This window comes from Methylophaga sp. OBS1 (assembly GCF_026319365.1).
Window position 1 is genome coordinate 176,994 of record NZ_JAPDMS010000002.1, and the last position, 23,875, is coordinate 200,868.

General features: G+C 50.5%; 27 protein-coding genes. 11 read left to right on the forward strand and 16 right to left on the reverse strand.

Going from position 1 to position 23,875, the window contains the following annotated elements; genetic code table 11:
- Positions 1 to 35: 35 nt before the first annotated feature.
- Entirely contained in the window at positions 36 to 857 is an 822-nt protein-coding gene (locus OMQ46_RS07570; RefSeq protein ID WP_266236149.1) for an alpha/beta hydrolase, read from the reverse strand.
- Positions 858 to 1,034: 177 nt separating this feature from the next.
- On the opposite strand from OMQ46_RS07570, the gene OMQ46_RS07575 reads away from it, so the two are divergent.
- Positions 1,035 to 2,156, forward strand: coding sequence for a WG repeat-containing protein (locus OMQ46_RS07575; RefSeq protein ID WP_266236150.1), 1,122 nt, complete (start codon positions 1,035 to 1,037; stop codon positions 2,154 to 2,156).
- On the opposite strand, the gene OMQ46_RS07580 is transcribed toward OMQ46_RS07575, so the two are convergent.
- Positions 2,138 to 3,058: a mechanosensitive ion channel family protein gene (locus tag OMQ46_RS07580; RefSeq protein ID WP_266236151.1), complete on the reverse strand. Its 921-nt coding sequence runs from the start codon at positions 3,056 to 3,058 to the stop codon at positions 2,138 to 2,140. The two genes, OMQ46_RS07575 and OMQ46_RS07580, sit on opposite strands and share 19 nt — an antisense overlap.
- A gap of 579 nt (positions 3,059 to 3,637) precedes the next feature.
- Here OMQ46_RS07580 and OMQ46_RS07585 point away from each other — a divergent pair.
- Positions 3,638 to 4,366: a proteasome-type protease gene (locus OMQ46_RS07585; RefSeq protein WP_266236152.1), complete on the forward strand. Its 729-nt coding sequence runs from the start codon at positions 3,638 to 3,640 to the stop codon at positions 4,364 to 4,366.
- On the opposite strand, the gene OMQ46_RS07590 is transcribed toward OMQ46_RS07585, so the two are convergent.
- The 6 genes from OMQ46_RS07590 to OMQ46_RS07615 form a co-directional block, all read right to left on the reverse strand.
- Positions 4,357 to 5,355 (reverse strand): zinc-binding metallopeptidase family protein, encoded by a 999-nt coding sequence (locus OMQ46_RS07590; RefSeq protein ID WP_266236153.1) that lies wholly within the window; start codon positions 5,353 to 5,355, stop codon positions 4,357 to 4,359. The two genes, OMQ46_RS07585 and OMQ46_RS07590, sit on opposite strands and share 10 nt — an antisense overlap.
- Positions 5,352 to 6,296 (reverse strand): alpha-E domain-containing protein, encoded by a 945-nt coding sequence (locus tag OMQ46_RS07595; RefSeq protein WP_266236154.1) that lies wholly within the window; start codon positions 6,294 to 6,296, stop codon positions 5,352 to 5,354. Before OMQ46_RS07595 ends, OMQ46_RS07590 begins: the two co-directional genes overlap by 4 nt.
- Positions 6,293 to 7,753, reverse strand: a complete 1,461-nt coding sequence (locus tag OMQ46_RS07600) for a circularly permuted type 2 ATP-grasp protein (RefSeq protein WP_266236494.1) — start codon at positions 7,751 to 7,753, stop codon at positions 6,293 to 6,295. Before OMQ46_RS07600 ends, OMQ46_RS07595 begins: the two co-directional genes overlap by 4 nt.
- 97 nt (positions 7,754 to 7,850) lie before the next feature.
- A complete protein-coding gene (locus OMQ46_RS07605; RefSeq protein WP_266236155.1) occupies positions 7,851 to 8,492 on the reverse strand; it encodes a hypothetical protein in 642 nt (213 codons plus the stop codon).
- Positions 8,493 to 8,628: 136 nt separating this feature from the next.
- Complete coding sequence (gene tpx / locus OMQ46_RS07610; RefSeq protein WP_266236156.1) at positions 8,629 to 9,123, reverse strand: thiol peroxidase; 495 nt, start codon at positions 9,121 to 9,123, stop codon at positions 8,629 to 8,631.
- 75 nt (positions 9,124 to 9,198) lie between these two features.
- Entirely contained in the window at positions 9,199 to 9,621 is a 423-nt protein-coding gene (locus OMQ46_RS07615; RefSeq protein WP_266236157.1) for a hypothetical protein, read from the reverse strand.
- Positions 9,622 to 9,782: 161 nt separating this feature from the next.
- On the opposite strand from OMQ46_RS07615, the gene OMQ46_RS07620 reads away from it, so the two are divergent.
- The 4 genes from OMQ46_RS07620 to OMQ46_RS07635 are packed head-to-tail and all read left to right on the forward strand — an operon-like array spanning position 9,783 to position 13,829.
- Positions 9,783 to 10,742 (forward strand): mitochondrial fission ELM1 family protein, encoded by a 960-nt coding sequence (locus OMQ46_RS07620; protein ID WP_266236158.1) that lies wholly within the window; start codon positions 9,783 to 9,785, stop codon positions 10,740 to 10,742.
- Complete coding sequence (locus OMQ46_RS07625) at positions 10,739 to 11,863, forward strand: glycosyltransferase family 4 protein (RefSeq protein ID WP_266236159.1); 1,125 nt, start codon at positions 10,739 to 10,741, stop codon at positions 11,861 to 11,863. Before OMQ46_RS07620 ends, OMQ46_RS07625 begins: the two co-directional genes overlap by 4 nt.
- Entirely contained in the window at positions 11,860 to 12,879 is a 1,020-nt protein-coding gene (locus tag OMQ46_RS07630; RefSeq protein WP_266236160.1) for a glycosyltransferase, read from the forward strand. Before OMQ46_RS07625 ends, OMQ46_RS07630 begins: the two co-directional genes overlap by 4 nt.
- A complete protein-coding gene (locus OMQ46_RS07635) occupies positions 12,873 to 13,829 on the forward strand; it encodes a glycosyltransferase family 9 protein (protein ID WP_266236161.1) in 957 nt (318 codons plus the stop codon). Before OMQ46_RS07630 ends, OMQ46_RS07635 begins: the two co-directional genes overlap by 7 nt.
- On the opposite strand, the gene OMQ46_RS07640 is transcribed toward OMQ46_RS07635, so the two are convergent.
- From OMQ46_RS07640 to OMQ46_RS07655, 4 genes are all read right to left on the reverse strand, one after another.
- The gene (locus OMQ46_RS07640; protein WP_266236162.1) at positions 13,720 to 14,976 is read right to left on the reverse strand and encodes an O-antigen ligase family protein; all 1,257 of its coding nucleotides are present in this window, start codon (positions 14,974 to 14,976) and stop codon (positions 13,720 to 13,722) included. The two genes, OMQ46_RS07635 and OMQ46_RS07640, sit on opposite strands and share 110 nt — an antisense overlap.
- A 112-nt stretch (positions 14,977 to 15,088) precedes the next feature.
- The gene (locus OMQ46_RS07645; RefSeq protein ID WP_266236163.1) at positions 15,089 to 16,432 is read right to left on the reverse strand and encodes a TolC family outer membrane protein; all 1,344 of its coding nucleotides are present in this window, start codon (positions 16,430 to 16,432) and stop codon (positions 15,089 to 15,091) included.
- A gap of 16 nt (positions 16,433 to 16,448) precedes the next feature.
- Entirely contained in the window at positions 16,449 to 16,994 is a 546-nt protein-coding gene (locus tag OMQ46_RS07650) for an OmpA family protein (RefSeq protein WP_266236164.1), read from the reverse strand.
- Positions 16,995 to 17,387: 393 nt separating this feature from the next.
- On the reverse strand, positions 17,388 to 17,918 hold the full coding sequence (locus OMQ46_RS07655; RefSeq protein WP_266236165.1) for a glutathione peroxidase: 531 nt from the start codon (positions 17,916 to 17,918) through the stop codon (positions 17,388 to 17,390).
- A gap of 176 nt (positions 17,919 to 18,094) precedes the next feature.
- Here OMQ46_RS07655 and OMQ46_RS07660 point away from each other — a divergent pair, with 176 nt between their 5' ends.
- Complete coding sequence (locus tag OMQ46_RS07660) at positions 18,095 to 18,553, forward strand: BLUF domain-containing protein (protein ID WP_266236166.1); 459 nt, start codon at positions 18,095 to 18,097, stop codon at positions 18,551 to 18,553.
- On the opposite strand, the gene OMQ46_RS07665 is transcribed toward OMQ46_RS07660, so the two are convergent.
- Positions 18,550 to 19,320, reverse strand: coding sequence for an EAL domain-containing protein (locus OMQ46_RS07665; protein ID WP_266236167.1), 771 nt, complete (start codon positions 19,318 to 19,320; stop codon positions 18,550 to 18,552). The two genes, OMQ46_RS07660 and OMQ46_RS07665, sit on opposite strands and share 4 nt — an antisense overlap.
- Before the next feature lie 294 nt (positions 19,321 to 19,614).
- On the opposite strand from OMQ46_RS07665, the gene OMQ46_RS07670 reads away from it, so the two are divergent.
- Positions 19,615 to 20,169, forward strand: a complete 555-nt coding sequence (locus OMQ46_RS07670; protein ID WP_266236168.1) for an SCO family protein — start codon at positions 19,615 to 19,617, stop codon at positions 20,167 to 20,169.
- The gene (locus OMQ46_RS07675) at positions 20,162 to 21,724 is read left to right on the forward strand and encodes a methyl-accepting chemotaxis protein (protein ID WP_266236169.1); all 1,563 of its coding nucleotides are present in this window, start codon (positions 20,162 to 20,164) and stop codon (positions 21,722 to 21,724) included. Before OMQ46_RS07670 ends, OMQ46_RS07675 begins: the two co-directional genes overlap by 8 nt.
- Before the next feature lie 260 nt (positions 21,725 to 21,984).
- Here OMQ46_RS07675 and OMQ46_RS07680 read toward each other — a convergent pair whose 3' ends face one another.
- The 3 genes from OMQ46_RS07680 to OMQ46_RS07690 are packed head-to-tail and all read right to left on the reverse strand — an operon-like array spanning position 21,985 to position 22,994.
- Positions 21,985 to 22,422: a phage holin family protein gene (locus OMQ46_RS07680; RefSeq protein WP_266236170.1), complete on the reverse strand. Its 438-nt coding sequence runs from the start codon at positions 22,420 to 22,422 to the stop codon at positions 21,985 to 21,987.
- A gap of 11 nt (positions 22,423 to 22,433) precedes the next feature.
- On the reverse strand, positions 22,434 to 22,736 hold the full coding sequence (locus tag OMQ46_RS07685) for a DUF883 family protein (protein ID WP_266236171.1): 303 nt from the start codon (positions 22,734 to 22,736) through the stop codon (positions 22,434 to 22,436).
- A 48-nt stretch (positions 22,737 to 22,784) separates the two neighbouring features.
- Positions 22,785 to 22,994 carry a hypothetical protein gene (locus tag OMQ46_RS07690; protein ID WP_266236172.1) on the reverse strand — a complete coding sequence of 70 codons (210 nt, stop codon included), beginning with the start codon at positions 22,992 to 22,994 and terminating at the stop codon, positions 22,785 to 22,787.
- Positions 22,995 to 23,371: 377 nt separating this feature from the next.
- Between OMQ46_RS07690 and OMQ46_RS07695 the strand changes: the two genes are divergently transcribed.
- Positions 23,372 to 23,500: an entericidin A/B family lipoprotein gene (locus OMQ46_RS07695; RefSeq protein ID WP_266236173.1), complete on the forward strand. Its 129-nt coding sequence runs from the start codon at positions 23,372 to 23,374 to the stop codon at positions 23,498 to 23,500.
- A gap of 83 nt (positions 23,501 to 23,583) precedes the next feature.
- Positions 23,584 to 23,727, forward strand: a complete 144-nt coding sequence (locus tag OMQ46_RS07700; protein WP_416234831.1) for an entericidin A/B family lipoprotein — start codon at positions 23,584 to 23,586, stop codon at positions 23,725 to 23,727.
- Positions 23,728 to 23,875 lie beyond the last annotated feature (148 nt).

The following is a 23,875-nucleotide window of genomic DNA, read 5'->3' on the forward strand; positions in this document are numbered from 1 at the left end:
CAGGCTGACCGAAGACACCGGCAGCCTGTTTTCTGCTAATGCCGGTTGATAAAGTACCTAATCTCCAGAAGCAAATGCCCCTCACCCCGCAACGGTTTGGCGAGCTTGGCCACCATCGCGACATGACCATATTCCTCAAATGAGGTGAGCGTCACCTGTCCCCCCTTATCTCGTATTTTCGCTGCCAGATTGTGACTGTTTTTGGGTAACACCGTAAGATCATCCTCTCCTACCAGCAATAGCATTGGCGGCTTGCCGGCATCGGCAAAATGAATGGGCTGGCTACGCCAGCGCTGCTCCTCGGGCCCGAATATCGTTTTTAAAGTCTCACTTTTCAGCGGCAGAAAATCATAGGGCCCGGCAAGACCAATCATGCCCCTGAATACCGATGGAGTCAGTCCTTCTGCCTTGAGATAACGCTCATCCAGCGTCAACAGCGCCGCAATGTGTGCGCCGGCGGAGTGGCCGGAGACAAACAGACGTTCCTCGCTGGCACCGTAATCACCCAGATGTTGTTTGACCCAGGCAACCACACTGGCACCGTCCTCCACAAAGGCGGGAAAGCGCACCTGCGGATAGACCCGGTAATCCGGAATCACAACATCAAATCCCTGCGCGGTGAGCGCCTCTGCTACAAATTTGTAGTCTTTTTTATCACCGGACTCCCAGCTACCACCGTAGAAAAAAATGATCGTGCTGGGTGAGGTCTGCTGCTGCCGGGAGTGACTAAGGTAAATATCCAGCTTTTGTCGCTCATCGTTGCCATAGGGAATATCTGCGACTCGCTGATAGCCGCTGTCCGGCACCATCGCATTGAGCACAGTCACGGGAGAACAGGCACTGCTGAGCCAGACCATCGTGGCTGAAAATACAGTTCTTAGTGGCCAGCGGGCCCTTACCAGTGGGAGCAGCACTGCTGAAAACCTCTTTGCGGTCAGTTGGCTAAGCGTGAGTTTAATAAGCGTAGTTTTTTCCGGTTGACGTGAAATTCACGTAAATCCAACCACACTCGAGTCCACTTCACGGAGGTCGCCATGTTCACTCAAACCGTCTGTCGAATTTTGGTTTTCTTGCTGTTGAGTTTGTCCTTGTGTTTTCCCGTAAACGCCGACCCCGGGGACCTGGTGATTAACTATGAGTTCGATGCTGCCAGCCGTTTTACCCATGGGGTCGCCACTGTGGTCAAAGTTGAAAATGGCCGGCCACAGACCGGGCTCATTAACCGTCAGGGAGACATCATCTATGGCCTTGAACCCCAGACCGAAATTCATGACTTTCATGAGGGGCTGGCGCCGATATTCAAGTCTATCCGCTGGGGCTTTATCAGCCCCGATGGCGAAATCACCATCGCGCCTCAATTCAGCAAGGTGCAGCACTTTTATGACGGCCTGGCCGCTGCTATGCAGGATGGTCGATGGGGATTTATCAATCAGAGCGGCGCCTGGCAGGTTGAGCCGGCTTTCACCCAGGCGACCGGCTATCGTGAGGGGCTTGCCGCTGTCAGCATGGACGGACTCTGGGGCTTTATCGACCGAGAGGGGAACTGGATCATTGAACCACAGTACCTGGACGCACTGAGTTTCAGTGATGGCCTGGCGGCGGTCGAAACACCACAAGGCTGGGGTTATATCAATCAAAACAACCAGTTGGTCATCAGTGGTCCTTATGACCGTGCGTTCGATTTTGTCACTGGGCTGGCTATCGTCAACCAGAATCAGGCGTGGTGGTTCATCAGAACAGACGGTAGCAAGCTCAACAATAAAACCTACGACAAAGTGCTGCCATTTCGTGAAGGCCTGGCTGTGGTGGTCAAAGACCAACAGTATGGCTACATCAACACGGAAGGCGAGGAAATCATCGCGCCCTCAATGGATAACGCCTGGTCATTCAATGAGGGCCTGGGCCGCATCGAGATGGATGCCAGAGTAGGTTATGTCAATCAAAGCGGCAGAATGGTCATCCCCCCTCAATTCAAGTGGGGGCATTCCTTTAGCCAAGGCCTTGCCGCTGTCACCATTGATTACTGGAAATATGGTTATATCGACAAGAATGGCACGATGGTCATAAAACCCCGCTTTGATCATGCCCAAGCTTTCCATGACGGCCTTGCCCGGGTGCAATCCCAGGGTCGCTGGGGTTATATCTCCCGCGACTGAGTCGAGGCCGTTTCCAGCATTTTGATATCAAACGGTTTACTGGCCTCACCGAAGTAAACCGTACTATGTGGAAATGGTATTTCGATATCACGCTCATCAAAAGCGATCTTGATACGGCGCAGAAACTCCCGTCCTACTTTCCACTGCATAATGGGTTTGGTTTTAATGCGCCCCTTGATGACCACAGAGGAATCATCCAGTTTGTCGACCCCAAAAATCTCCGGGGCTTCAATAATCAAGGATCCATATTCCTCATCTGCCAGCATCTCGTCGAGCACCCACTGAATAACTTCACTCACTGAATCGGTATTTTCTTTGTAGGCGACACCGATATCGAACACATAGGCCGACCATTCGGTGGTCATGTTGCTGAGTGTGGTCACGGTCCCATTGGGGAAGAAGTGGACGGTACCGGATAAATCACGTAACACGGTGGTGCGGAAATTGATTGCCTCTACCAGCCCACCGGTCCCGTTAATAATAGCGACATCACCGACCCGGATTTGATTTTCCAGAATCATAAAGAAACCGGAAATAACATCCCGCACCAGATTCTGGGCCCCGAAACCGATGGCCAGACCGGCGATACCGGCACTCGCCAGCACCGGAGCAATTTCAACCCCGACTTCACGCAGAATAACCAGCAAGATGGTGATCCAGAGCGCCAACAGTCCTGCTTGCTTCAGCAGGCGGATCAGGGTTTCTATGCGTTTCTGCGACTCTGCAGAGGATTCTCCCCTGGCGAGACTGCGAGCGACCAGCCTGGCTTCAAATCGTTGCAAGCCGGTTTTCAGTAATTGACTGATAAGCCAGGCAAAAAACAGGATTAAGACGACTCTGAGGCAAGTCATGATAACTTCAGCCCAGCTGATTGTCTCAATAAACTGCTTGAACACATCCATGACAGATTCCTTTATTTGTATCCGGCCCCACAAGCGGCCAAACAGCCCGCTAAGGCTCAGTCAGATCAGAGAAAATCAAAATCAGCGACAGTGCCGATTGAATAGGATGGATAGCAACCTTGCTATAAAAATGACACAACAGATATCAACGGGTTCCCTGTCATTGATTCATCGGGTGCTGTGTCATCGCTTGGCTCAGCAGCTGATGGTTAAATATGACTTAAACCGTTCTGTCCCTGGTGCTCCACAGCCTTTTATCAGTAAGCGATTACTTCGTTGAAAACGATTTATTATCAATAGCTGACCAACATACGTCACGAATAAGATGCAGCTATAAGATATTGGTGTTTGCTTTGCTTTTATCGTGGTACCTGTTCAGATTAGCTCAACATTTGAAAAATGTCGCGGCCCCTAAACAGTCAAGCAAAGCTAAAAGTATTAACCGCTCAAAGTCCCTTATCGAGTCAAATTCAGCTCCTGATTAATCGAAATCACAGTCACAATTCCGGGTTGAGCACGAACGGATTGCTGTCTGATGGAAATTTAACTATCTTAAGCAAATGCTGTAGCGGGGAAATTATGACTTATTGTATTGCCATCTCACTGGATCAGGGCCTGGTACTGACCTCTGACTCACGTACAAATGCCGGGATCGATCAGGTCAGCACCTACAGCAAGATGTTCCGCTTTGAAACGACAACTGACCGCAGTATGGTGGTAATGAGCGCGGGTAACCTTGCCACGACCCAATGCGTCATTGAACAGCTTAACCGCGATATTCGTGAAGCCAACCCGCTTAGCCTCAACACCACCAGCTATATGTCAGATACCGCAGACTATGTGGGTGATGTTCTGAGTAGCCGAATTCGCCGATACAGTGAAGATGAACAATCCGGCTTTTCTCCGGATGCGACCTTGCTGCTGGCAGGACAAATTCAGGGGCAGCCTCATCAGGCCTTTTTAATTTATCCTCAGGGTAATCACATCACTACCTCCGCAGAAACTCCCTACCTGCAAATCGGAGAGAGCAAATACGGAAAACCGGTGCTGGATCGTTTTCTGACTATGCAGACATCGCTACTTGATGCGGCCACCTGTGCCATGATTTCGATGGATTCGACGATGAAGAGTAATGTCAGTGTCGGCCCGCCCATTGAGGTCTTGATGTATCACAGAGACAGTTTCGAGATGGGTAGACATCATCGCTTTGATGCCGAAGATCCTTTTCTCATGGCATTACGTCGCGAGTGGGGCAATAAACTCAATCAGGCTTTCAGAGAGATGCCCCGAATCCCCGGCTATGACTGATATTGATTTACCACAGCATGAATAAATTTTAATTTCTGCTGCACGCTTTCCGAGACAACGAACGGATACGCATCGGGCTGACCTGTACTGCGGTTGAGGGCATTAAGCACCCTGACCAGTTGTAGCCACTCCTCAAACCACTTGTCAAAATCCCGATCGCCGTCAATACGGTCTATAACGCCATAACTCAATGCCGTTTCCAGGGTCTCAATCATCAGCAGATAATGGGCCCAGGTTTCTGCCCAGTCTTCCAGTGGGTGGGCACTGGCATAGGCAGAAATGAAGTCCTGCTGCCAGTTGTCAGGCGCGCCTGCAAGATAATAGGTTTGAAGACAATGGTTGTAATCCCGGCTCTCATCACCAAAGTACTGCTGAAATCCCGGGTAATGCTGACTGTCTTTGATCAGAAGATCCCAGTAATAGTGACCACTTTCATGACGAAAGTGGCCCAGCAACGTTCGATAAGGCTCATTCATGGCCTCTCTGGCAGCCTCGCGGTAACTGCCATCAGCCTCTGCGGCATTCAGCGTGATAACCCCCTGGCTATGACCACTCAACACATGTTCCAGGCTCACTGCCGGATTGGAACGCTGGTCTTCGAGAAAGTCGAAGACCAGCGGTAGCTGATGCGCTGAGCCAATAGGCAGCTTCTGTACCAGTAGACCGTAAAACAAGCGCCTTTTAGCTGCCTCCAGCGTGTGCCAGCGGCGCCAGTTATCCGGGTTATCAAGAATGGGGATTTGCCGGGTAGTCGCACAGGATAGGCACTGCTTATCCGGACTCTCAATAGGGATTAACCAGTTACATTGCAGCGCGTGATCACGGTGCTCACAAAATCTGAATTTCTGCGAGTTGGGCGTGGTTGTTTCATGTCCCAGACTGATGAGTGTCTGGCTGACAGGATCGAACCCCAGCGGGCTATCGCAGGCACCACAAAACAGGTTATCGAAATAAATTTCCTGCCCACAGTCACAGCTGAAACGCTTCATGTTGTGGCGAAATCTGGATAGAACCACTGATTTGCAATGGCATGGTTAACCGCATTCAAACTATGCTGCAACTTATCCATCTGTTGATGGGTCATTGCCAGCATGGATGAGTCGGCTTCATAAGCCTGCAATCTCTCCAGCAAAGCAGCCTGAAGTGCAAGCACATTATCCGGATTAGGCAGATAAGTGAGATACTTACCCAGCGCGCTGATAGCAAAACTGAGGGAGCGGGGAAAACGACTATCCGTAATCAAAAATGTCAGCACCTTATCCGCTTTCAAACCCGTAGCGTGGTGCTGAGTAAACATCTGCTGAGCGCTCAGTGCCCGCAACAAGGTCCCCCAGAGAATACTTTCATATTGCTTGGTAATCTCACTTTCCTTGTCAGCCACCAGTATTGATGTCATCTCAAGGATTCGACTGGTCATGTCTGCACGCTCAAGGTATTTGCCGGCGAGCAAAAAATCATAGGCATAGTTACGGCTCATATGATTCGCAATGATGCCCCATATCCCGAGACAACGCTCAACAATGGACAGCAGCAGATTCTGCCGGCGTCGACGATTGCCTATTGATGACATTTCCTCTTTTACCAGCAAATGTAGCTCATTGACCTGCTCCCATAATGTTTCCGGCAGAATATCGAGGGAGGTTCGTGCATTTTCTCTGAGGGCCAGCAGGGCATTCACAAGGGCGCCACTGTAACTGCAATCCGCCAGCAGGAAATGCATAATATCGTACTCGTTGACCCGATCATGACGATCAAAGTAATCGTTTTTAGCATCGAAAATAGTGACCAGGGTATACCAGTTGATCTCCCGATGTTCGGGTAAATCCATCAACAATGAGGTATGAACATTAATCAGTCTCGCCGTGTTTTCTATACGCTCGAGATAACGTGCCAGCCAGAAAACCCTCTCTCCTACCCGCGATAGCATCATTCGCCCTCCATAAAGGGTAAGTCATCAACAATCCAGGTATCTTTGCTGCCTCCTCCCTGAGAAGAGTTCACGACCAGTGAGCCTTCAACGAGTGCGACCCGTGTCAGGCCTCCGGGGGTGACATAACAGTCGTCGCCCGCGAGAATAAAAGGCCTCAGATCAACATGGCGTGGCGCGATACCACCTTCACAGCATGTGGGTGATACAGACAATTTGAGCGTAGGCTGTGCAATATAGTTACTGGGATTTTCTTCAAGCAGTCGCCGAAACTCAGCCACTTTCTCCTCACTGGCATGGGGCCCCACCAGCATACCGTAACCACCTGATTCGTTGGCAGGTTTCACCACCAGCTCCGGCAAATGATCCAGCACATAAGCCCGTTGATCAGGCTCTCTGCAAAGCCAGGTTGGCACATTATCGAGAATAGGCTCTTCGTTCAGGTAGTAGCGGATCATCGCCGGCACATAGGCGTATATGACTTTATCATCAGCGACGCCACACCCCGGCGCATTGGCAATCGCTACCTTGCCCGAGCGCCAGGAACGCATCACACCCGGCACCCCAAGCATTGAATCGGATCGAAAGACTTCAGGATCAATGAAGTCATCATCAATGCGACGATAAATCACATCCACCCGCTCCAGACCATGAATGGTCTTCATGTAGACGAATTCATCCTTACCCACAACAAGATCAGCGCCCTCGACCAGAATTAACCCGGCCTGTTGCGCCAGGAAGGCATGTTCATAATAGGCCGAGTTGAAGATGCCCGGCGTCAGCAATACCATCCTCGGGTTGGATAAATCAGGTCGAAGCGAGCGCAGCATCCTGGACAATTCTTCAGGGTAGGCATCCACTGGACTGATGTTTAACAGGCGGAACAGCTCTGGAAATACGCGTTTGGTTGTCTTGCGGTTTTCAAGCATGTAAGAGACGCCTGACGGCACCCGAAGGTTATCCTCAAGCACATAGATGTGACCACTATCATCACGCACCAGATCCGATCCACAAATATTCGCCCAGACACCATGTGCCGGGGTCATACCCTGACAATCGGGACGATAGCCTTTTGAGTGGTAGACGACATCTGCAGGGATCAGCCCCGCTTTGATGATGGTGGCCTCGTTGTAGATATCATTAATGAACTGATTTAATGCACGAATGCGTTGCTTGAGCCCCTTTTCGGTGCGAAGCCATTCTGTTTTGGGTAGTGCACGAGGAATAATGTCAAAAGGCCAGGCTCGATCAATATTGCCAGCATCACTGTATACCGTGAAGGTAATTCCCCGCTCCAACATTTCCATTTCGGACTCATTAATACGCTGCTGGAAGGCTTGCTTCTCTAGGCTGGTGAAATAATCAAGCAAACGATAACTGAAACTTCGGGGCTGATGTTTGTCGTACATCAACTCATCGAAAAAGCCCCCGGGATCGTAATCACGCCACATTTCTTTCATCATCCCCTCCATCGGCCTAGCAGCTCTGGGTCAAGCACAATAGAGAGTGAGCAAATCCCGTGCCTGCTTTGCGGCACGGCAATAAACAGCATTAAGCTCAGTGAAACAACATGGACTTGACCATGCCATTGATAATGTTGGCGGCATTATCATCCCGCGTACCACGAAAAGTGGACACCAGCAGTTTCGCCTCATTGAACGCGGTGTCGATATCCTCTCGAAACAATTGATTGAAACGATTGACGCCGATGATATACACCGCACCGGGCACCGCCGTTTGTTCAATAATTTCCTGCTTGGCTTGCCCTTGCCGACGGGTGATAAACCGGCCAAGCAATTGACTGTAAAGGGGGATCCCCATCATAAATGTCAGCAACTTGCTGACCTCACGCGGATTGCGATCCTGCCAGTACTGGGCATAAGCGGATATACGACGGAAACGGACCCAGTCTACCCCTTTTTGACTTGCTACCGGCCCGGATGGCTGACTGCCATGAAAAATCGTCTCAATATCCTGACAAAAGGCGTGGAAATCGGGCAAAGCAGCTTCGGTGAGTGTGCTGGAAACCAGCGCGATATCGGCTTCCAGTTCTTCCAGTGCCGGTAAGGGGGCATCATACAACTCGACCTTGGCATGCAGATGCTGTTGTTCATCCCGCCAGAAACGCAATGCCTTGGCCTGCGGATGAAACTCGGCAAGGACTGCAACAGAAGAAAACACGCTGGCATGTTCAGTCATAATTACTTTTTAGCTTATCTATTGTCTTTAATGCAATGACAGACAACATGCCCCGCTAATTCCTGAACCAACTGAAACGGACAGACATAAAAAAGCCCCGACTTGCGGGGCTTTTTATGAAAACTCGACTCAATGCTCAGCTCAGTGCGGCCAGCGCTTTGTCATAATCGGGCTCGTCGGCAATTTCTGCGACCTGCTCGGTATAGATGACTTTACCTGACTCATCCAGAATGATGACCGCGCGTGAACATAATTCCGCCAACGGACCTTCCTGCATTTTCAATCCATAGTCTTCAGCAAAGCTGGAACGGAACGCGGAAGCCGCGATCACATTATCCAGTCCCTCCGCACCGCAGAAACGGTCCAGCGCAAATGGTAGATCCTTGGAAACACAGACCACGGTCGTGTTATCCAGTGACGATGCCTTGCTGTTAAATTGGCGAACAGAGTTGGCACAGGTTGGGGTATCAACAGATGGGAAAACGTTCAGCACTACACGACCAGACAGATCCGAATAGTTCAGATCCGACAGATCGGTTTTAGTCAGGGTAAATGCCGGCGCCTGGCTGCCGACGGCAGGCAGTTCACCGACCGTGTTAAATGGATTGCCTTTCAGTGTCACTGTAGTCATAAAAATCTCCTCTTGTAAGAAACAGCGAGACGAGACTTACATTACACTGGCAGCCTGTCAACAGCAGCGTCTCCGTCAGCCGCCACCATTGTGTCGCCGTTCACTGAGTTGCTGATAGACCCGCCTGGCATCTGCCAGATTCCGTTTGGCAATTCTCACACGCTTATCTTCAATCATGGCAATCATGGCAATAACGCCTGTGATGCTGGATAGCACGCCTGTCAAACCACCAAACTGCCAGGCAAGGTAAATGGCAAAGCTGATGAACATTAATATCTGAACGACCATCCATTGAGAGGCCAGTTTTTCCTTATGGCAGGTCGTCACTTTCCGCTGCCAGAGGCGCAATAACTCATCCAGTTCCTGATCGCTCAGAATGGATAGCTTGTTGTAATAATCAACCCCGATCAATTCATCATTCTCGTTACGTGACAAAAGATGAATATCTTCAGCCATCTCTCTGAGCGCGGAATAAGTGTTTTCATCGCGTTCGATCATGCTTTTCCCTATGATTTGTGATGTTATTACTATGACCCACAGCACACCCTGTATACAGGGATAAATTTCCTGAACTTATCAGCCTGCCTGTTTTCATAAAACCTTAATAGTCGCCGCCTATAGTGCACCTGACGCTGAACCACGTTACAGGTGCCAACCCCATGAATGCAGCAGTGCCCCCACTCACCATCTGGCGACTCACGGACGCGAAGCCAGGACATCAAAGTCAGAGCCAGGGACTGGTTAACGCGCTCAAACGACGGCTGCATTGCCAGAGTTTTGATATTCCGGTTTCAGGCCGCCTGCAACCGATGCTGAGCTGGCTGAGTGCCACCTGGCCGGCAGGAAGGGACTTGCCGCTCCCTGATCTTATTATCGGTGCGGGTCACCGCACCCACCTGCATATGCTGGCAGCACAAAAAGTCTACGGTGGTCAGACTGTGGTCATGATGCAGCCCAGCCTGCCGTTGAAACTGTTTGATCTGTGCCTGATTCCGGCGCACGATCACTACCGTGGCAACGGCCGTTTCCTGGAAACCCGCGGCGTGCTCAATCCACTGCGACCCGAAGGCACACATCGCAAGGACCAGTCTTTGATCATGATTGGTGGCCCGTCAAAGCACTGCAGCTGGGATGGCAACAGCCTGCTGTCTCAGATCGTACAGCTGTGTAGACATAATCCAACTGTCAATTACTGCCTGACTACATCCAGACGCACACCGGCAGATTTTATGCCTGCTCTCAGACAGTTGGGTTTAAAAAACCTGAGCATGACGCCATTTGCCGAGACCGGCCCCGGCTGGGTGGCTGAGCAACTGGCTCAATCCTCCAGCGCCTGGATCACTGAAGAGTCTACCTCCATGGTGTATGAAGCCCTGACTGCCCGGAATGCGGTTGGTCTGCTCAATATGCCGGTGAAACGTGAGAACCGGGTTTCACGTGGTATCAATCAGCTGCTCGCTGATCAGCTGGTGACACGCTTTGACAGCCTGGGTGACTACAAAAAATCGCTTCATCCTGTGGCCGGTTTTACGGAAGCCGACCGCTGTGCTGACTGGATGATAAAACGCTGGCTGCAGACAGCACCGGCTTTACAGCCTCAGCTTGTAGGCTTGCCATGACCCGTCGACTCAATATTGCTCAGGTTCTGCCCGCACTGGAATCCGGGGGAGTGGAACGCGGCACGCTGGAAGTAGCACGCTATCTGGTCGCACAGGGTCATCGCTCCATCGTCATTTCTGCCGGTGGCCGACTGGTTAAACAATTGCTGGCAGAAGGCAGTGAACATCTGTCATGGCCGGTAGGAAGCAAGTCTTTACTGACCCTGAAATACATACCCAGACTCATTAAGTATATTCAGGACAATCAAATCGACATTCTTCACGTGCGATCCCGCTTCCCAGCGTGGATCTGCTATCTGGCCTGGAAAAAAATGCCCGTCAGCCAGCGTCCGCGACTCATTACCACCGTGCACGGTCAATACTCAGTCAGTCCCTACAGCCGCATTATGGCCCGCGGCGAGCGGGTGATCGTCGTTTCGGAGATGATCCGAAATTACGTTCTGCAACATTATCCTGTTGATCCCAAACGGCTGTGGCTGAATTATCGCGGCGTTGATCCGGCAGGTTTTTATCATGGTTATCAACCTCCTCAAAACTGGCTGCAGGACTGGTATCGGCATTATCCACAAACCAGGGGTAAACAACTGCTGACCCTGCCGGGACGAATCAGTCGCTGGAAAGGTCAGCTGGACTTCATTGAGGCTATGGCTGAAATCAGACAACACCGGCCCAATGTGCATGGGCTAATTGTTGGTGAAACCAAGGCTGGCAAAGCGCATCTCCAGCGTGAGCTCGAACGGCGGATTACACAACTGGGCCTGGAACAGCACATCACCCTGACCGGTCATCGCAGCGACATCCGTGAAGTGATGGCCATATCCACTTTGGTTATGTCACTGTCGCAACAACCGGAAGCTTTCGGCAGGACTACATTGGAGGCCCTGAGCCTGGGTGTGCCTGTGATTGCCTATAACCACGGCGGCGTGGCTGAGCAGATGAAAGTCATTCTTCCGGCGGGTCTGATCGAGACCGCTAATCAGCGTCAATTGGTCACCCGCAGTCTTGCCTGGCTGGATAGCCGCCCGACATTGCCAAAAACACACCCGTTTCAGCTGCAAAACATGCTGGAGACTACCCTTGCTGTATATCAAGACGTATTGTCCGAGCCGCTGGCTGTATGAAAATCGCTCAGTTATTACTCAGTCATGGCAACGGCGGTCTGGAAAAACATGTCAGGGAGCTTTCAGTCGAGTTATTCCATGCCGGCCATGAGGTGGCGGTGATCAGTGATAAGCAGTTTCTGGCCTCACTACCTGCCGGCATCTTACGCTACCCGGTTACAGCAACGCTAAGTCGGCTAAATCCGATTCTAAGTCTGTCGGTGCTCCGCGCCCTGCGTCAGTTTCAAGCTCAGATTGTACACGCTCAGGCCAATAAGGCTGCCGTCGTTCTGAGTCGGCTTCAACGCTTTTTGCCGGCAGCCACAGTGGGGACTTTACATAACATCAAACGCAGTACTCAGGCATTTCAACGATTGAACCATGTCATTACTGTCAGTCGTCAGTTGGCAGTACCTTTTGCTGCACTCAATCACAGTGTGATTTACAACGGTATAAATGCATCAGAATGGCCCCCGCTCGATCTTCATCAACAGTTCGAATTGCCACCTGACAGGCCGGTCCTGCTTGCCGCGGGGCGTCTGGTCAGTGCCAAAGGCTTTGATATGTTGCTTGATGCTGTTGATGGTCTGCCACTCAGTCTGTTACTGGTCGGCGACGGCCCGGAGCGTGACCATTTATCGCGGCGTATTCGACAACTAGCCATGACCACTCAGGTCAGACTTTTGGGCCATCGCACTGATGTCGGCGCACTGATGGCCGCGGCGGATGGTGTGCTTATCAGCTCCCGGCGGGAAGGTTTTTCTTATGTTTTCAGTGAAGCACTGATGCTGGGCTGTCCTGTATTATCGACCAATGTGCCGGTGGCCAACGAAGTCCTGCCAGCCGAGTTGCTGACGCCCGTAAACGATGGTCTGGCCTTTCGTCAGAAGCTGACTCATCTACTGGCATCGCCCGATGAGTGGTCATCATTGATGGCCGCACCTCGTCAGCAGGCAGGCAGCTTAATGAGTATGCAAGCCATGCGTGATCAGACGTTGGCAACCTATCAGTCAATTTTGGCGGGTCAGCCATGCTGAAAAAAACGGAAAAAATACTGATCATCAAACACGGTGCGCTCGGCGATCTGATTCAATCTGATGGCGTGCTGCGCGATATTCGACAGCATTACAGTCAGACTGAGATCACGCTTTTGACCTCACCGATGTATGCTGGATTGATGCGGCGTTGTCCCCATATTGACCGCGTATTGAGCGATCCGCGCTTAGCCTGGTGGCAGTGGCATAAGCAGCGACAGATGCTGGCAGAACTTCGTCAGCAAGGCTACAGACAGGTTATCGACTTACAAAACTCTGATCGAACCCGTCTTTATCAATGCTGGGGATTGAAAGATCTGAACTGGATTAGTCGCGGCAAGGGGCCTGAGCCAGAATCCGGACTTAAAGGCCAGGTTGAGTTGCTGAAACAGGCCTCGATCCCGGTTAAACAGGCCTTTTATCCGGATGTCAGCTGGATGAGTGTCAATATTTCTCATCTTTTGCCCGACAGCCTGCAACAATCTCCTTTTGTTGCCCTGATTCCAGGTTGCTCTGCGGCTCACCCGGAAAAGCGCTGGCCATATTATCCTCAATTGGCCTATGCACTGATTGCCCATGGCTTTGAAGTCGTCAATATTATCGGCCCGGATGAAATTGAACTGGCTGATGATCTGCCCGGATTTACTCCGGCACTGGAGCACGGTCTGCTCAACTGGTTCGAGCTCGCCGGCCTGCTGAAAAAGGCCAGCCTTATTATCGGTAATGACACCGGTCCCAGTCATTTGGCCTCCTGCCTCGACCGGCCCGGTCTTGCCCTGTTCGGCGGAGAAACCTCTGTGGCCCGGGCTGAAATTCGTCGGGGTGAATTCCGTGCCCTTAAAGTCAATGATCTTGCACAACTCTCTGTCGAGACGGTAATGGCATCGGTCTTGCCGAGACTGCCAGCACCCAACCTACACCCAGCCAGACCAGTGCCGCTATCCAGTTACTAAGCACACTGACACCACCCGTTAGTGGCCAGAAGCTGACGGTCAGCACCGAAAAACTGAGGGCGGCATGAAGCCACACCCCCTGTCTGATAGCTTGTCTCAATGATTGCCGATATATTGCAATCAGCATTAAGACGAATAACAGCAGGCCGATGAGTCCTGTTTCCGCGCCGAGCTCAAGGTACAGATTATGCGGATGGGTGCAGCCAAGATTCTGATCCGAAAACACACCCCGTTGCTCACAGGCAGCCTGATAGGTATGAATCCCCGTACCCAGCCAGAAATCCTGCTGCCAAACCTGCCAGGCACCGGCAAACACTCTGCCGTAATCAGACTCGGAAAACACCGAGAGTTTTTCTCCGATACTGAAAATGCTTCGGGCCGCCGTTTGCGGCTGTGACTGTATCAAGGTCACTATGAGCAGTGCCATGATTATCAACCCTACCACCAGCCACCCGCGACGCCCCGGGTATGAGCCCCATATTGCTGGCAACAACACCAGGCCACCGGCTGCATATAACATCAAGGCCATTCTTTCACCGGTAATAAAGATCAAAACCAGTCCTGTAAACCAGACTGAGAGCGTGGTCAGCAGTGACAAACGCGTGCTCAGCTGCCAGAAAAGTACAATAAAAGTCGCGATATACCAGACTCTGAGCATCAAGGTACCAGCTACCGGGTTACGAAATGGCCCGGTCAGACGATCATCGGAAAAGGCCTCAATACCAAACCAGTCAGTACCGAAAACATACTGCCAGCCGGTGTCTGCTGCGATCAGTAAGCAGGTGACGACCAGTCCCTGCAGAAAAACCTTTTGCCTGCACTGAGTGGCCAGTAGCCACCAGGCTAATGCGGCTGCAAACAGGGGCCAGCGTAAAAAAAACAGCGAATAGACCAGGCTTTCCAGCGGTGCCAGGCTGAATGGTGTATTGAGGACCAATAAATAGCCGCTGAATACCAGGGCCAACCTGAACCAGGGTTCATTCAGCCAGCGCCAGTCCTTTTGTCGGTAACTTCGATAGAGAAAAACAGCACCGATTATGACCAGTGTGATATCGGCCAGCGCGCGGGAAAATAACAACAGCGCGGGTAACAGTAAAAGCAACCCGGCCAGGGGAAAGGAAACTGAAGTTGCCTGCCTGCTTAGCATGAGATCTCGATTTAAATCCTTCACACTAACAGCTGAATATTGCAGCTTGATGGCAGAAAAAAGCCCCGTTATCGTCAAATAACGGGGCTCTTGAGCTTAAGCTATTCGGCTGTTATTCAACCGGTTCGGGACTGGCAACGGTAATCGCTTCTTCCGGCGCTTCCAGTTCCAGGTGTTCAAGCAGTTTGCCCATGGTTTCCGCCAACCAGTAACAAGCGTACAGGTGGTCATAATAGGCGTTGGTGTATTCACTGCTGGCGGTCAGGACTTCGTTCTCGGTGTCCAGTAAATCCAGCAGCGTGCGCTGCCCCAGATTGAACTGTTCCTGATAGGCATCACGAGTCTTTAGCGCAGACTCCATACGCTGTTTCAGCACAGGCAGTTGATGCGATAAGTTGTCGAGTGAGTTCCAGGCCAGGCGCACATCACGCTCAATATCACGAATCGCAATATTGGCTTCTTCACGTGCCTGCTGACTTAAAAAGCCGGTTTCTTCCAGACGGGCCTTGTCTGCACCGCCATTCAGGAGGTTATAACGCAGGCGAACCATGGCGAGGATTTCTTTCTCATGGCCTTTCGTGCCATCAAGGTCATTGTCTGCCCGCGTGCTCAATTCGAGATCGACACGTGGATGGAATGGCGCTTCGGCCCCCTGTTCCTGTGCTAAAGCGGCTTCGTGTTGGGCCATTGCAGAACGCAGTGCAGGGTGCTCATGATAGGCAATTGCCAGGGCCTCTTCTACCGTTGCCGGTGCCTTATCGCAGCAATCCAAACCGGGGTCAGAAAGAGATTGAGGCATATTGCCTACAACCCGATTGTAGCTGCTGAGCGCATCATCGAGGTTACCGACATTGGATGTCAGGTTTGCTTGTGACAGGGCCAGACGACCTTTGGTCTGTTCCACATTGGCACTGTTGCCGACCCCGCTCTCAAAACGTTGCTCGATTTGCGAGAAAATCCGTTCATGACTCTCAAGATTGGCTTCGGTGAGTTTCATCAGATCCTGTCGACGCAAGACATCCAGATAAACCTGTACCGCGCGCAGAGATGTGGTTTCTGCAGTATCAAATACGCCATATCCGGCCGATTCAGCCTGTGAGCTTGTCTGCTCTACCGAACTCTTGGTAGCAAAACCATCATAGAGCATCTGAGAAGCACTCAGCCCGGCCTCTCCTCGAGTAAGGGTACGGTGGCCGGGTGCCGTTGAATTGTTCTCTGAGCGCTCACGACCAATACCCAGGTTCAAATCAACTTGTGGATAGTATCCCGCCCTGGCCTGATCGACTGTTTTATCGACACTACGGCGGAAGTTAGCCTCTGCCAGGATGTTGGGATTACTCTTGATGGTTTTATCAACCGCTTCTGTCAGTGTCTCTGCTGAGGCGGACTGGGCCATCAACAAGGTGGCGCCCAGAAGTGATGCCGTTAATGTCAGCAGCTTGAATTTGTGTACCATTGCTTAACTCCGTCTATCAGCGTGCGTTGATTTCGACGCGACGATTTCTTACTTCGACCGTATCATCCGGGGTCGATACCAGCAGGCGATACTCACCTTCTGCAGAGATTCGAATATTCTCGGCAGGGACACCATAGGCAATCAAATCCTGGCGAACCTTTTGAGAACGGCGCAAAGACAGGGCCTCGTTGTATGCGTTGGATGCCGATGTGTCAGTGTGACCACTGATGACTATCTCGCTGAAGTCGCGATCGAGAATTTCCTGATAAATGTCTCTGGCTTCGACTTTCGACTCTTGTGTAAACTCCGTTTTATCCAACAGGAAATAGAGCTTGGCTGAGAAGGGCTCCGGTGCAACCACCAGTTCCGGCGTTTCCGGGATTTGCATTGGTGGAACATTGCAGAAAGGGGATTCTCCGGCGCTGAGCTGGTAGGGTGCTTCAACAGATTCCCTGAGATCTGACCTTTCTCTGTCCGGCCCCACAGTATTGTGGATGGGGCTGCATCCTGCTGCGACCAGAATGGCAAGCAGCGGCAGATACATACGGCATAAATTAATCATCCTGATGCCTCTCCGTATTAACGGTGTTAAAAACAAACCATGAAACAAGGCCGGACACAGGATCTACAGTCTGTCGAACTGAGATATCACTGTTGGGGGAAAAAGTTGACCGATTGGCCGCTCGGTATGCCACTCCCGTCATTTTCATTTCTCCCTGAAATGCCGACTCACTTGCGTGAATAACTCTGTAACTGAAGTATCATTGGTTATCAAGCGCAAGTCAACTCAATATAACTTTAGTTTACAGCCGTTTAGCGACAGTATATTAAACCGCTTATCAAGCATGGCCTGAATAAAGTTTTAATGACTGACGCAGGAGCGTCTATTTAACACCAACAGCCGCAAAATGTGAACAGCTTCACATTTTGCGGCCGTATTAAGTGACATTGGCCGTTAGAGGAGCGCTTCAATTGCCTGGGTCAGCGCTTCATCATCAGGTTCGATCCGGCTGCCGAAGTGCTTGACAACCTTGCCTTCAGGACTCACCAGGTACTTGTTAAAGTTCCAGCCCGGCGCTTCGCTCTGACGGTTAATCTCCTGAAACACAGGATTAGCACGCTCTCCCTTCACGTAGCTTGGTGCAATCATGGTGAAGGTCACACCGAAATTCTCACGACAGACACGGGCCGCCTCTTCTTCGGTTTTTGCTTCCTGGTTGAAATCATTGCTGGCAAAACCAACCACCATCAGGTTCTTGTCTTTGTAACGCTGGTGTAACGCTTCCAGCCCCTCAAACTGACGGGTAAATCCACAATGGCTGGCCGTGTTAACAATTAATAGCGGTTTTCCACTGGCTGCTTCACACAGGTTGACGGTGTCATTGGCATGGAGCCTGGGCAAATCGTAGTTGAGGAAATCAGGGCATTCGTTGGCCCAGAGTGGAGATGAAAAAAGACTCAGCATTAAAAGGATAAAAGCGCGCATGATGTGCTCCTGTCAGTCGGTTGTTTTCTATTGTCAATAATAGCTGCCGTGAATCAAAAATATGTGACGAAAATGCAGGCATAGAGACATTTCTATTAACTTGTCACTGAACTTTGTTGATAATAAGCCGACTTAACTGGTAAATGTTTTTCTTTCAACATCAACGGTGATGCCCAATGAGTCAGCCCATTCATAAAATCATGTACTCGAGTTCAACCGTGGATTTATTCAGTGCAGAAGAGTTGGACAGGCTGATGCTCAAAGCCCGCGACAAAAACGCCCATTTCGGGGTGACCGGTTGCCTGATTTACCACGACGGCAACATTATTCAGTACCTGGAAGGCAGCAAAGCGTCTGTTGATTTTATTTATGGCTGCATTGTTAATGACGATCGTCATCGTGACATACACCTGCTATGTAGTGACGAAGTAGACCGACGCGCTTTCCGCGATTGGAGTATGGCGCTGCGTTACATCCCGGAAAACCGACTCAGGGACTACCGAACTGTGTATGATTTGTTTGAAGACATGATGGAGACTGACACCATTGATCTCATTTGTCGTCAGGCGCGTGTCTTTTTTGAAACATTTCTTGATGTCAGCCGACTTCGTGCCGGCAATATGCACCTGAGTTAATTCAGCCCCACATGACTGAAATCAACAGGCGGCAGGGCTTCAAAAGCCGGTTTGGCGAACAGGTACCCCTGGAACAGCGACACATCCATTTTCTCCAGCACGCTCAGTTCCTCTAGGGTTTCCACGCCCTCACAGATAATTTTGATGCCGACCTTGTGGGCGAAATCGACTACTGAGCTAACCAGATGCTGGCGGGTTTGATCTCTGTCTATGTTGCGAATCAGGTTCATATCCAGTTTGACAATATTGGGTTGCCAGTCGGAAATCAGATTCAAGCCTGAAAAGCCGGCGCCAAAATCGTCAATCGCCGTGATAAAGCCCTTCTTATTATAATATTCAAAGATATTTTTCAGGTGCTGCCGATCCTGGATTTGTTCAGACTCCGTCACTTCAAACATGATTCTATCGATTGGAAATCCATACTCCTCACACGCATTGAGGGTAGTTCTGATGCAGGTCTCAGGACGATAAACGGCATTGGGGAAAAAGTTAATCGACAACACCGTGTCGACGCCTAATGCAACTGCCGTTTTGATGGCTTTTACCCGGATGGCCTGATCAAAATAATAACGATTTTTATCGTCCAGCTTGTCAAGAACAAACCCGGCAGGTTCCTGATTCGGCCCTCTCACCAATGCTTCATAACCGAAAACCTGCTTTTCACGCACATCGACAATCGGCTGGAACGCCATTGAGAACTCAATTTCCGTTCCGTCGGTATCCAGGCACTGGCTACAGCCACTGGGCAATGATGAAAATTCTGACATAAACAAACCTATCGTTTGACGTTAAGACGAGTATAACAAGCCTGCCAGCACACACTTCAAGCAATGGGCTGATTATTTTGGCTTTTCTGACCTGTTTACTCCCCTTCTTATGTTTATTCTTATTTTGCCTCAGACACTTAAGCTTTTTTGATTGCTCACAACAATTTCACTTTTGCACAAGTATGGTGCGCCATAGATTTTTTACAAATGCGAAAACCAAATTCGGATTTCGTCGTTTTAGACACGATTGAGTCAGCCATGCAAAATGAAATTCTATCGCGAAGCAGTTCAAGCGTGACGTATGCTCTAGGCACCTTACTAACGATAATGCTCCTTTTCGCTGCTTTTGTGTCGATAGCCTACTCGGGCTCACTCAATCGATATTTGACTGGCTTCCACGGTTACGCTCAACAGGTTGAACTCTCCCTGCCTGCCGTCACAGACTCATCTTCTGATATCAGCCTGATTCTGCCTGCGTTTAACAGTTGCGTCGACAGTTGTCCCGCCAACTTGATGCTGAGCAAAGCCATCCTCGATCAAACCGACGAGAATCTCAGCCTGCTCATTCTCTCAGTACAACCCGCAAAGGATCACTCAGCATTACTCACCCGTTACGCTGAAGTGACCGGGCAACAGGCCGCACTGTTGGATCAGCAAGCCTCCAGCAGCTGGGATTTTCTGGCCCGTCACGAACAGATTCGTCAGCCCCGCGAACAGGAACCGCAGCATGCTGGGCACCTTTATCTATACCACCATCCCTCGCAAACACTGCTGACCTATCCCGTTCCTGATACTGAGACCATCATCAGCGACATTCATCGACTCAAGACAGGAGCCCACCATGGCTAATGCCTCAACCCCGCTATTTCAGGCCGACATACAGCAGAGGCAGAATGAGGACCTCAAAGGCGGTGATCGCCTGGTGCTAATTATCCTACTGGCTCATCTCCCCCTGATTTACTGGCTGGTACCAGCCGGATATGGCACACATTTACAGGGCGCTATTCCAGCCTCACTGGCCGTGTTAGCGAGCGGGTTTGCTTATAAGACTTTGCCCGGAACCCTGCTATCGCGCTCGGTGATGACGGTGAGCCTGATGCTGATGTCAATGATTCTTATCATGCAGCAGTTCGGTCGTCTGGAAATGCATTTCCACATTTTTGCAGCGCTGGCCTTTGTCATTATCTGGCGTGATTATCGGATGGTCCTCCTGGCCGCCCTGCTGATAGCCGTGCATCACGCCATGGCGGTACCAATTCAGACTGACGGTGCAGAGCTGGGTGGTGTTCCATTCATCGTATACGGCCAGAGTTGTGACTGGGAGACCTTTTTTATTCATGCTGCCTTTGTAGTATTCGAAGCCGGCGTACTGATGTATTTTTGCCAACGCATGCACCGCCAGTTCACGCTCTCCAATCAGGTCATGGCGGCCATGCAGCATGCCGCCGTTCAACGCGATCTGACCATTGAGTTCGGTGAGATATCATCGTCATCGAACAGCGATCGTGCTTTTATCGGCGCTTTAAAGCATTTTTACGATCTTATCAGCGACACCATTAATCAGTTTAAACAGGCTGGAAACAGCCTGGATAACTATGCCAGCAAAGGGGTAAAAAGCGCCGAATCGAACTTTTCCGCCCTGACAGAACAGAATCAACGCATCGAATCCGTCGCAACGGCGACAGAAGAGATGAACCAGAGCATCGGTGAGGTCGCTGGTTATACCAGTGAGGCAGCATCGATCTCATCAAACAGCCGTGACATTCTGCAGCGAGCTGGTCAGCATGCCTCACAGAGCGTGAGTGAAGTTGGTGAACTTATCGAAAAGCTGGATAGCGTCGAATCCACTTTCGATCAACTGAGCCACGATATTGCTTCAATCAATGCTGCAATCGAATTGATTACTGAGATATCCAACCAAACCAGCCTGTTGTCACTGAATGCTTCCATTGAAGCGGCCAGAGCCGGAGAACACGGTCGTGGTTTTTCGGTGGTGGCAGAGGAAGTCAGGCTACTGGCTGAAAAAAGTAAACAGGCAACCCAGTCCATCTTAGACACCGCCGAGCAGATTGACAGCTCGGTCAAGCTAGTTATCAGCGAGATTGGCGCCTGTCATGACAGCGGTAAACAGGTGATAACCGGCGTCAACCACAGCAGTGTCAGCATGCGTGAAGCGGCAGAACAGTCCGAGCTCATCAATAAACTCAACCGGCAGATTGCAGAGATGATGGAGGAACAAAGCGTCGTTTCAGCACAAATCAGTCAGACGATGCATGAACTGTTCGATACTAACAGCGCGATCATCACAACCATAGAAGACTCGGTCAATCAAAGCCGACAGACGCAGTTGCTGGCAACAGATTTGTTAGGGCAGGCTAATCAGTTCAATACTTTAAGCAGTTAAATACCGAACATAAAAAACCCGGCCAGATGGCCGGGTTTTCGTTAATACAGGTAGTCACTCAGCGCTAAGCATCATCCATGATGACGGTGAGCTGAAGCCGGACAAAGCAATAAACCGGCAGATTACAACTCCACAAGATTGAGGAAAACTTTAATCTTCGCTGAGGACCTTACGTTAAAACCTGACTGTTTTCACTGACACGGTGACTCTCCTTATACCGGTCAGGATATTTCTGAATCCATTCAGGACGGCACGGGCGGTTACTTAGACTGCCCCTGGCTGAAAGACTTTAATAATGCCCGGGCTTCATCACTATACCCCACCACGACACCCGCAATCAGGGTCGTGGCCAGCGATTTGCCGGGATGCTTTTTAATATAATCAGCCAGTGCCGGATTCTCCAGACAGCGGGTTAAGGCTTCCACTTCATCAGACGGTCTGTCTTCTGCGGTGCTGGTTGCAGGACGAGGTGGTTTGTTGATTAAAATCGCCACACCCGTCACCAGCAACCCCAATCCCAGATAGCTTCCGGCAGTGATCAACGCTGCCAGATGACTGGGAAAATGCGCTGCAAGCGCCATATAGACTGCGACACCGACGAACACCAGGGCCAGAAAGCCAATCATGAGCGTCAGAATGACAGCTATTGTGCTGTACTGCAGTCTTGACCGCCAATTCATGCGCGTATTTGCCGTCATGCTGTCAGATCCTATCGGTCCAGAATTTTGCCGATCAGCATGCCCACACCGAAAGCCACGGCCAGACTGCTGAAAGGATGGTTTTCCACGCCCTCCTGGGCCTGATGCGCCGCGTCGCGTGCATAGCCTCTGGCCTGATCCGCTGTATCCCGTGCTTGCTGACGGGCCTGCTCAGCAGTCTGGCGAAGTCTGTTCTGACCTTCACTGGCATAATCTTCAGACAGCTTTTTCATCGTTTTGGTCAGTTCGCTGAAATCATTGCGAAGCGCTTTCATTTGCTCTTGTAGGTCTTGCTCGTTCGATTGAGTCGCCATGAGTTAACCTCCTTGAATAAAAAATTTAAGATTCACATGCTGCTTGGCTTATTGCTGCATTTGATCCTCTGCTTCATCAGCTGCGTCTTCAATAGCATCACCGGTATCTTCCATAGCTTCGCCCATTTCTTCAGCTGCTTCTTCGGTTGGGCTCTGATTATCGCAGGCTGCCAGAAGACCGAAACTGGATAAAGCGAACATGAGCATCAGCATGCGAGCCAGCATTGAGTAAGTTTTGGATTCGAACATTGATTGCATTTGGTACCTCCTTGAAAACAAGTCTTAACGGTAGTTCTGAGGAACCGTTTTCCTCTCACTTTCGTGACAAGCATGTCAGTGATTGGTTCAGATAACGACAGTCTATGTGCGAACTGCGTCGCAATCATGACAGTTAAAATTGCTTTCGCACTGCAATTTTTATTGATTCATTTCCACCATAACATACTCACTGATTGAATGAATTTATCGAACGAAAAGCGTAAATGTCGGCAAAGTGTGAAACCGGTCGTGAACTTTCAACGCCTGACACCATCACAAGTAGTGAAAACCATTAATTGCGGAAAATTAAATCAAAACATCGATTATTTGATGTTTCTTGACCTGAGAGGTCTTCACTAAAAATGGAGGAGATGCTTATGAAATTCATGACATCAACCGTTCTGGGATTGACCATTGCCTTTGCCGTATCAGCCTGCAACACCATTGAAGGTGCTGGCGAAGACATCGAAGCAGGTGGCCAGGCAGTCGAAGACGCTGCTGAATAGGCGGTCTAACAACACCTCGCAATAACAGGGGGGTATAGCAAGAAGCCTCCTCATTCCACCCACCAATCAGAAAGGACGTGTTTATGAAACTAATGACATCAATCATTTTCGGACTGACTTTTGCCTTTGCCTTGTCAGCCTGCAACACCATTGAAGGTGCGGGTGAAGACGTGGAAGCGGCCGGTAGTGCCATTGACGAAACGGCTGAAGAAAATACCAACTATTAATCACCTGGCCGACAAAAGCCCATCTTCGGATGGGCTTTTTTTATGGGCCGGGTGATAACCCAGTTGAATCTGCAAAGGAAAAAGAATCAGTGAGACGCTGAAACTTAATCAGTGATTAAATCTGGTCGGTACGATTGAATCTATTTCC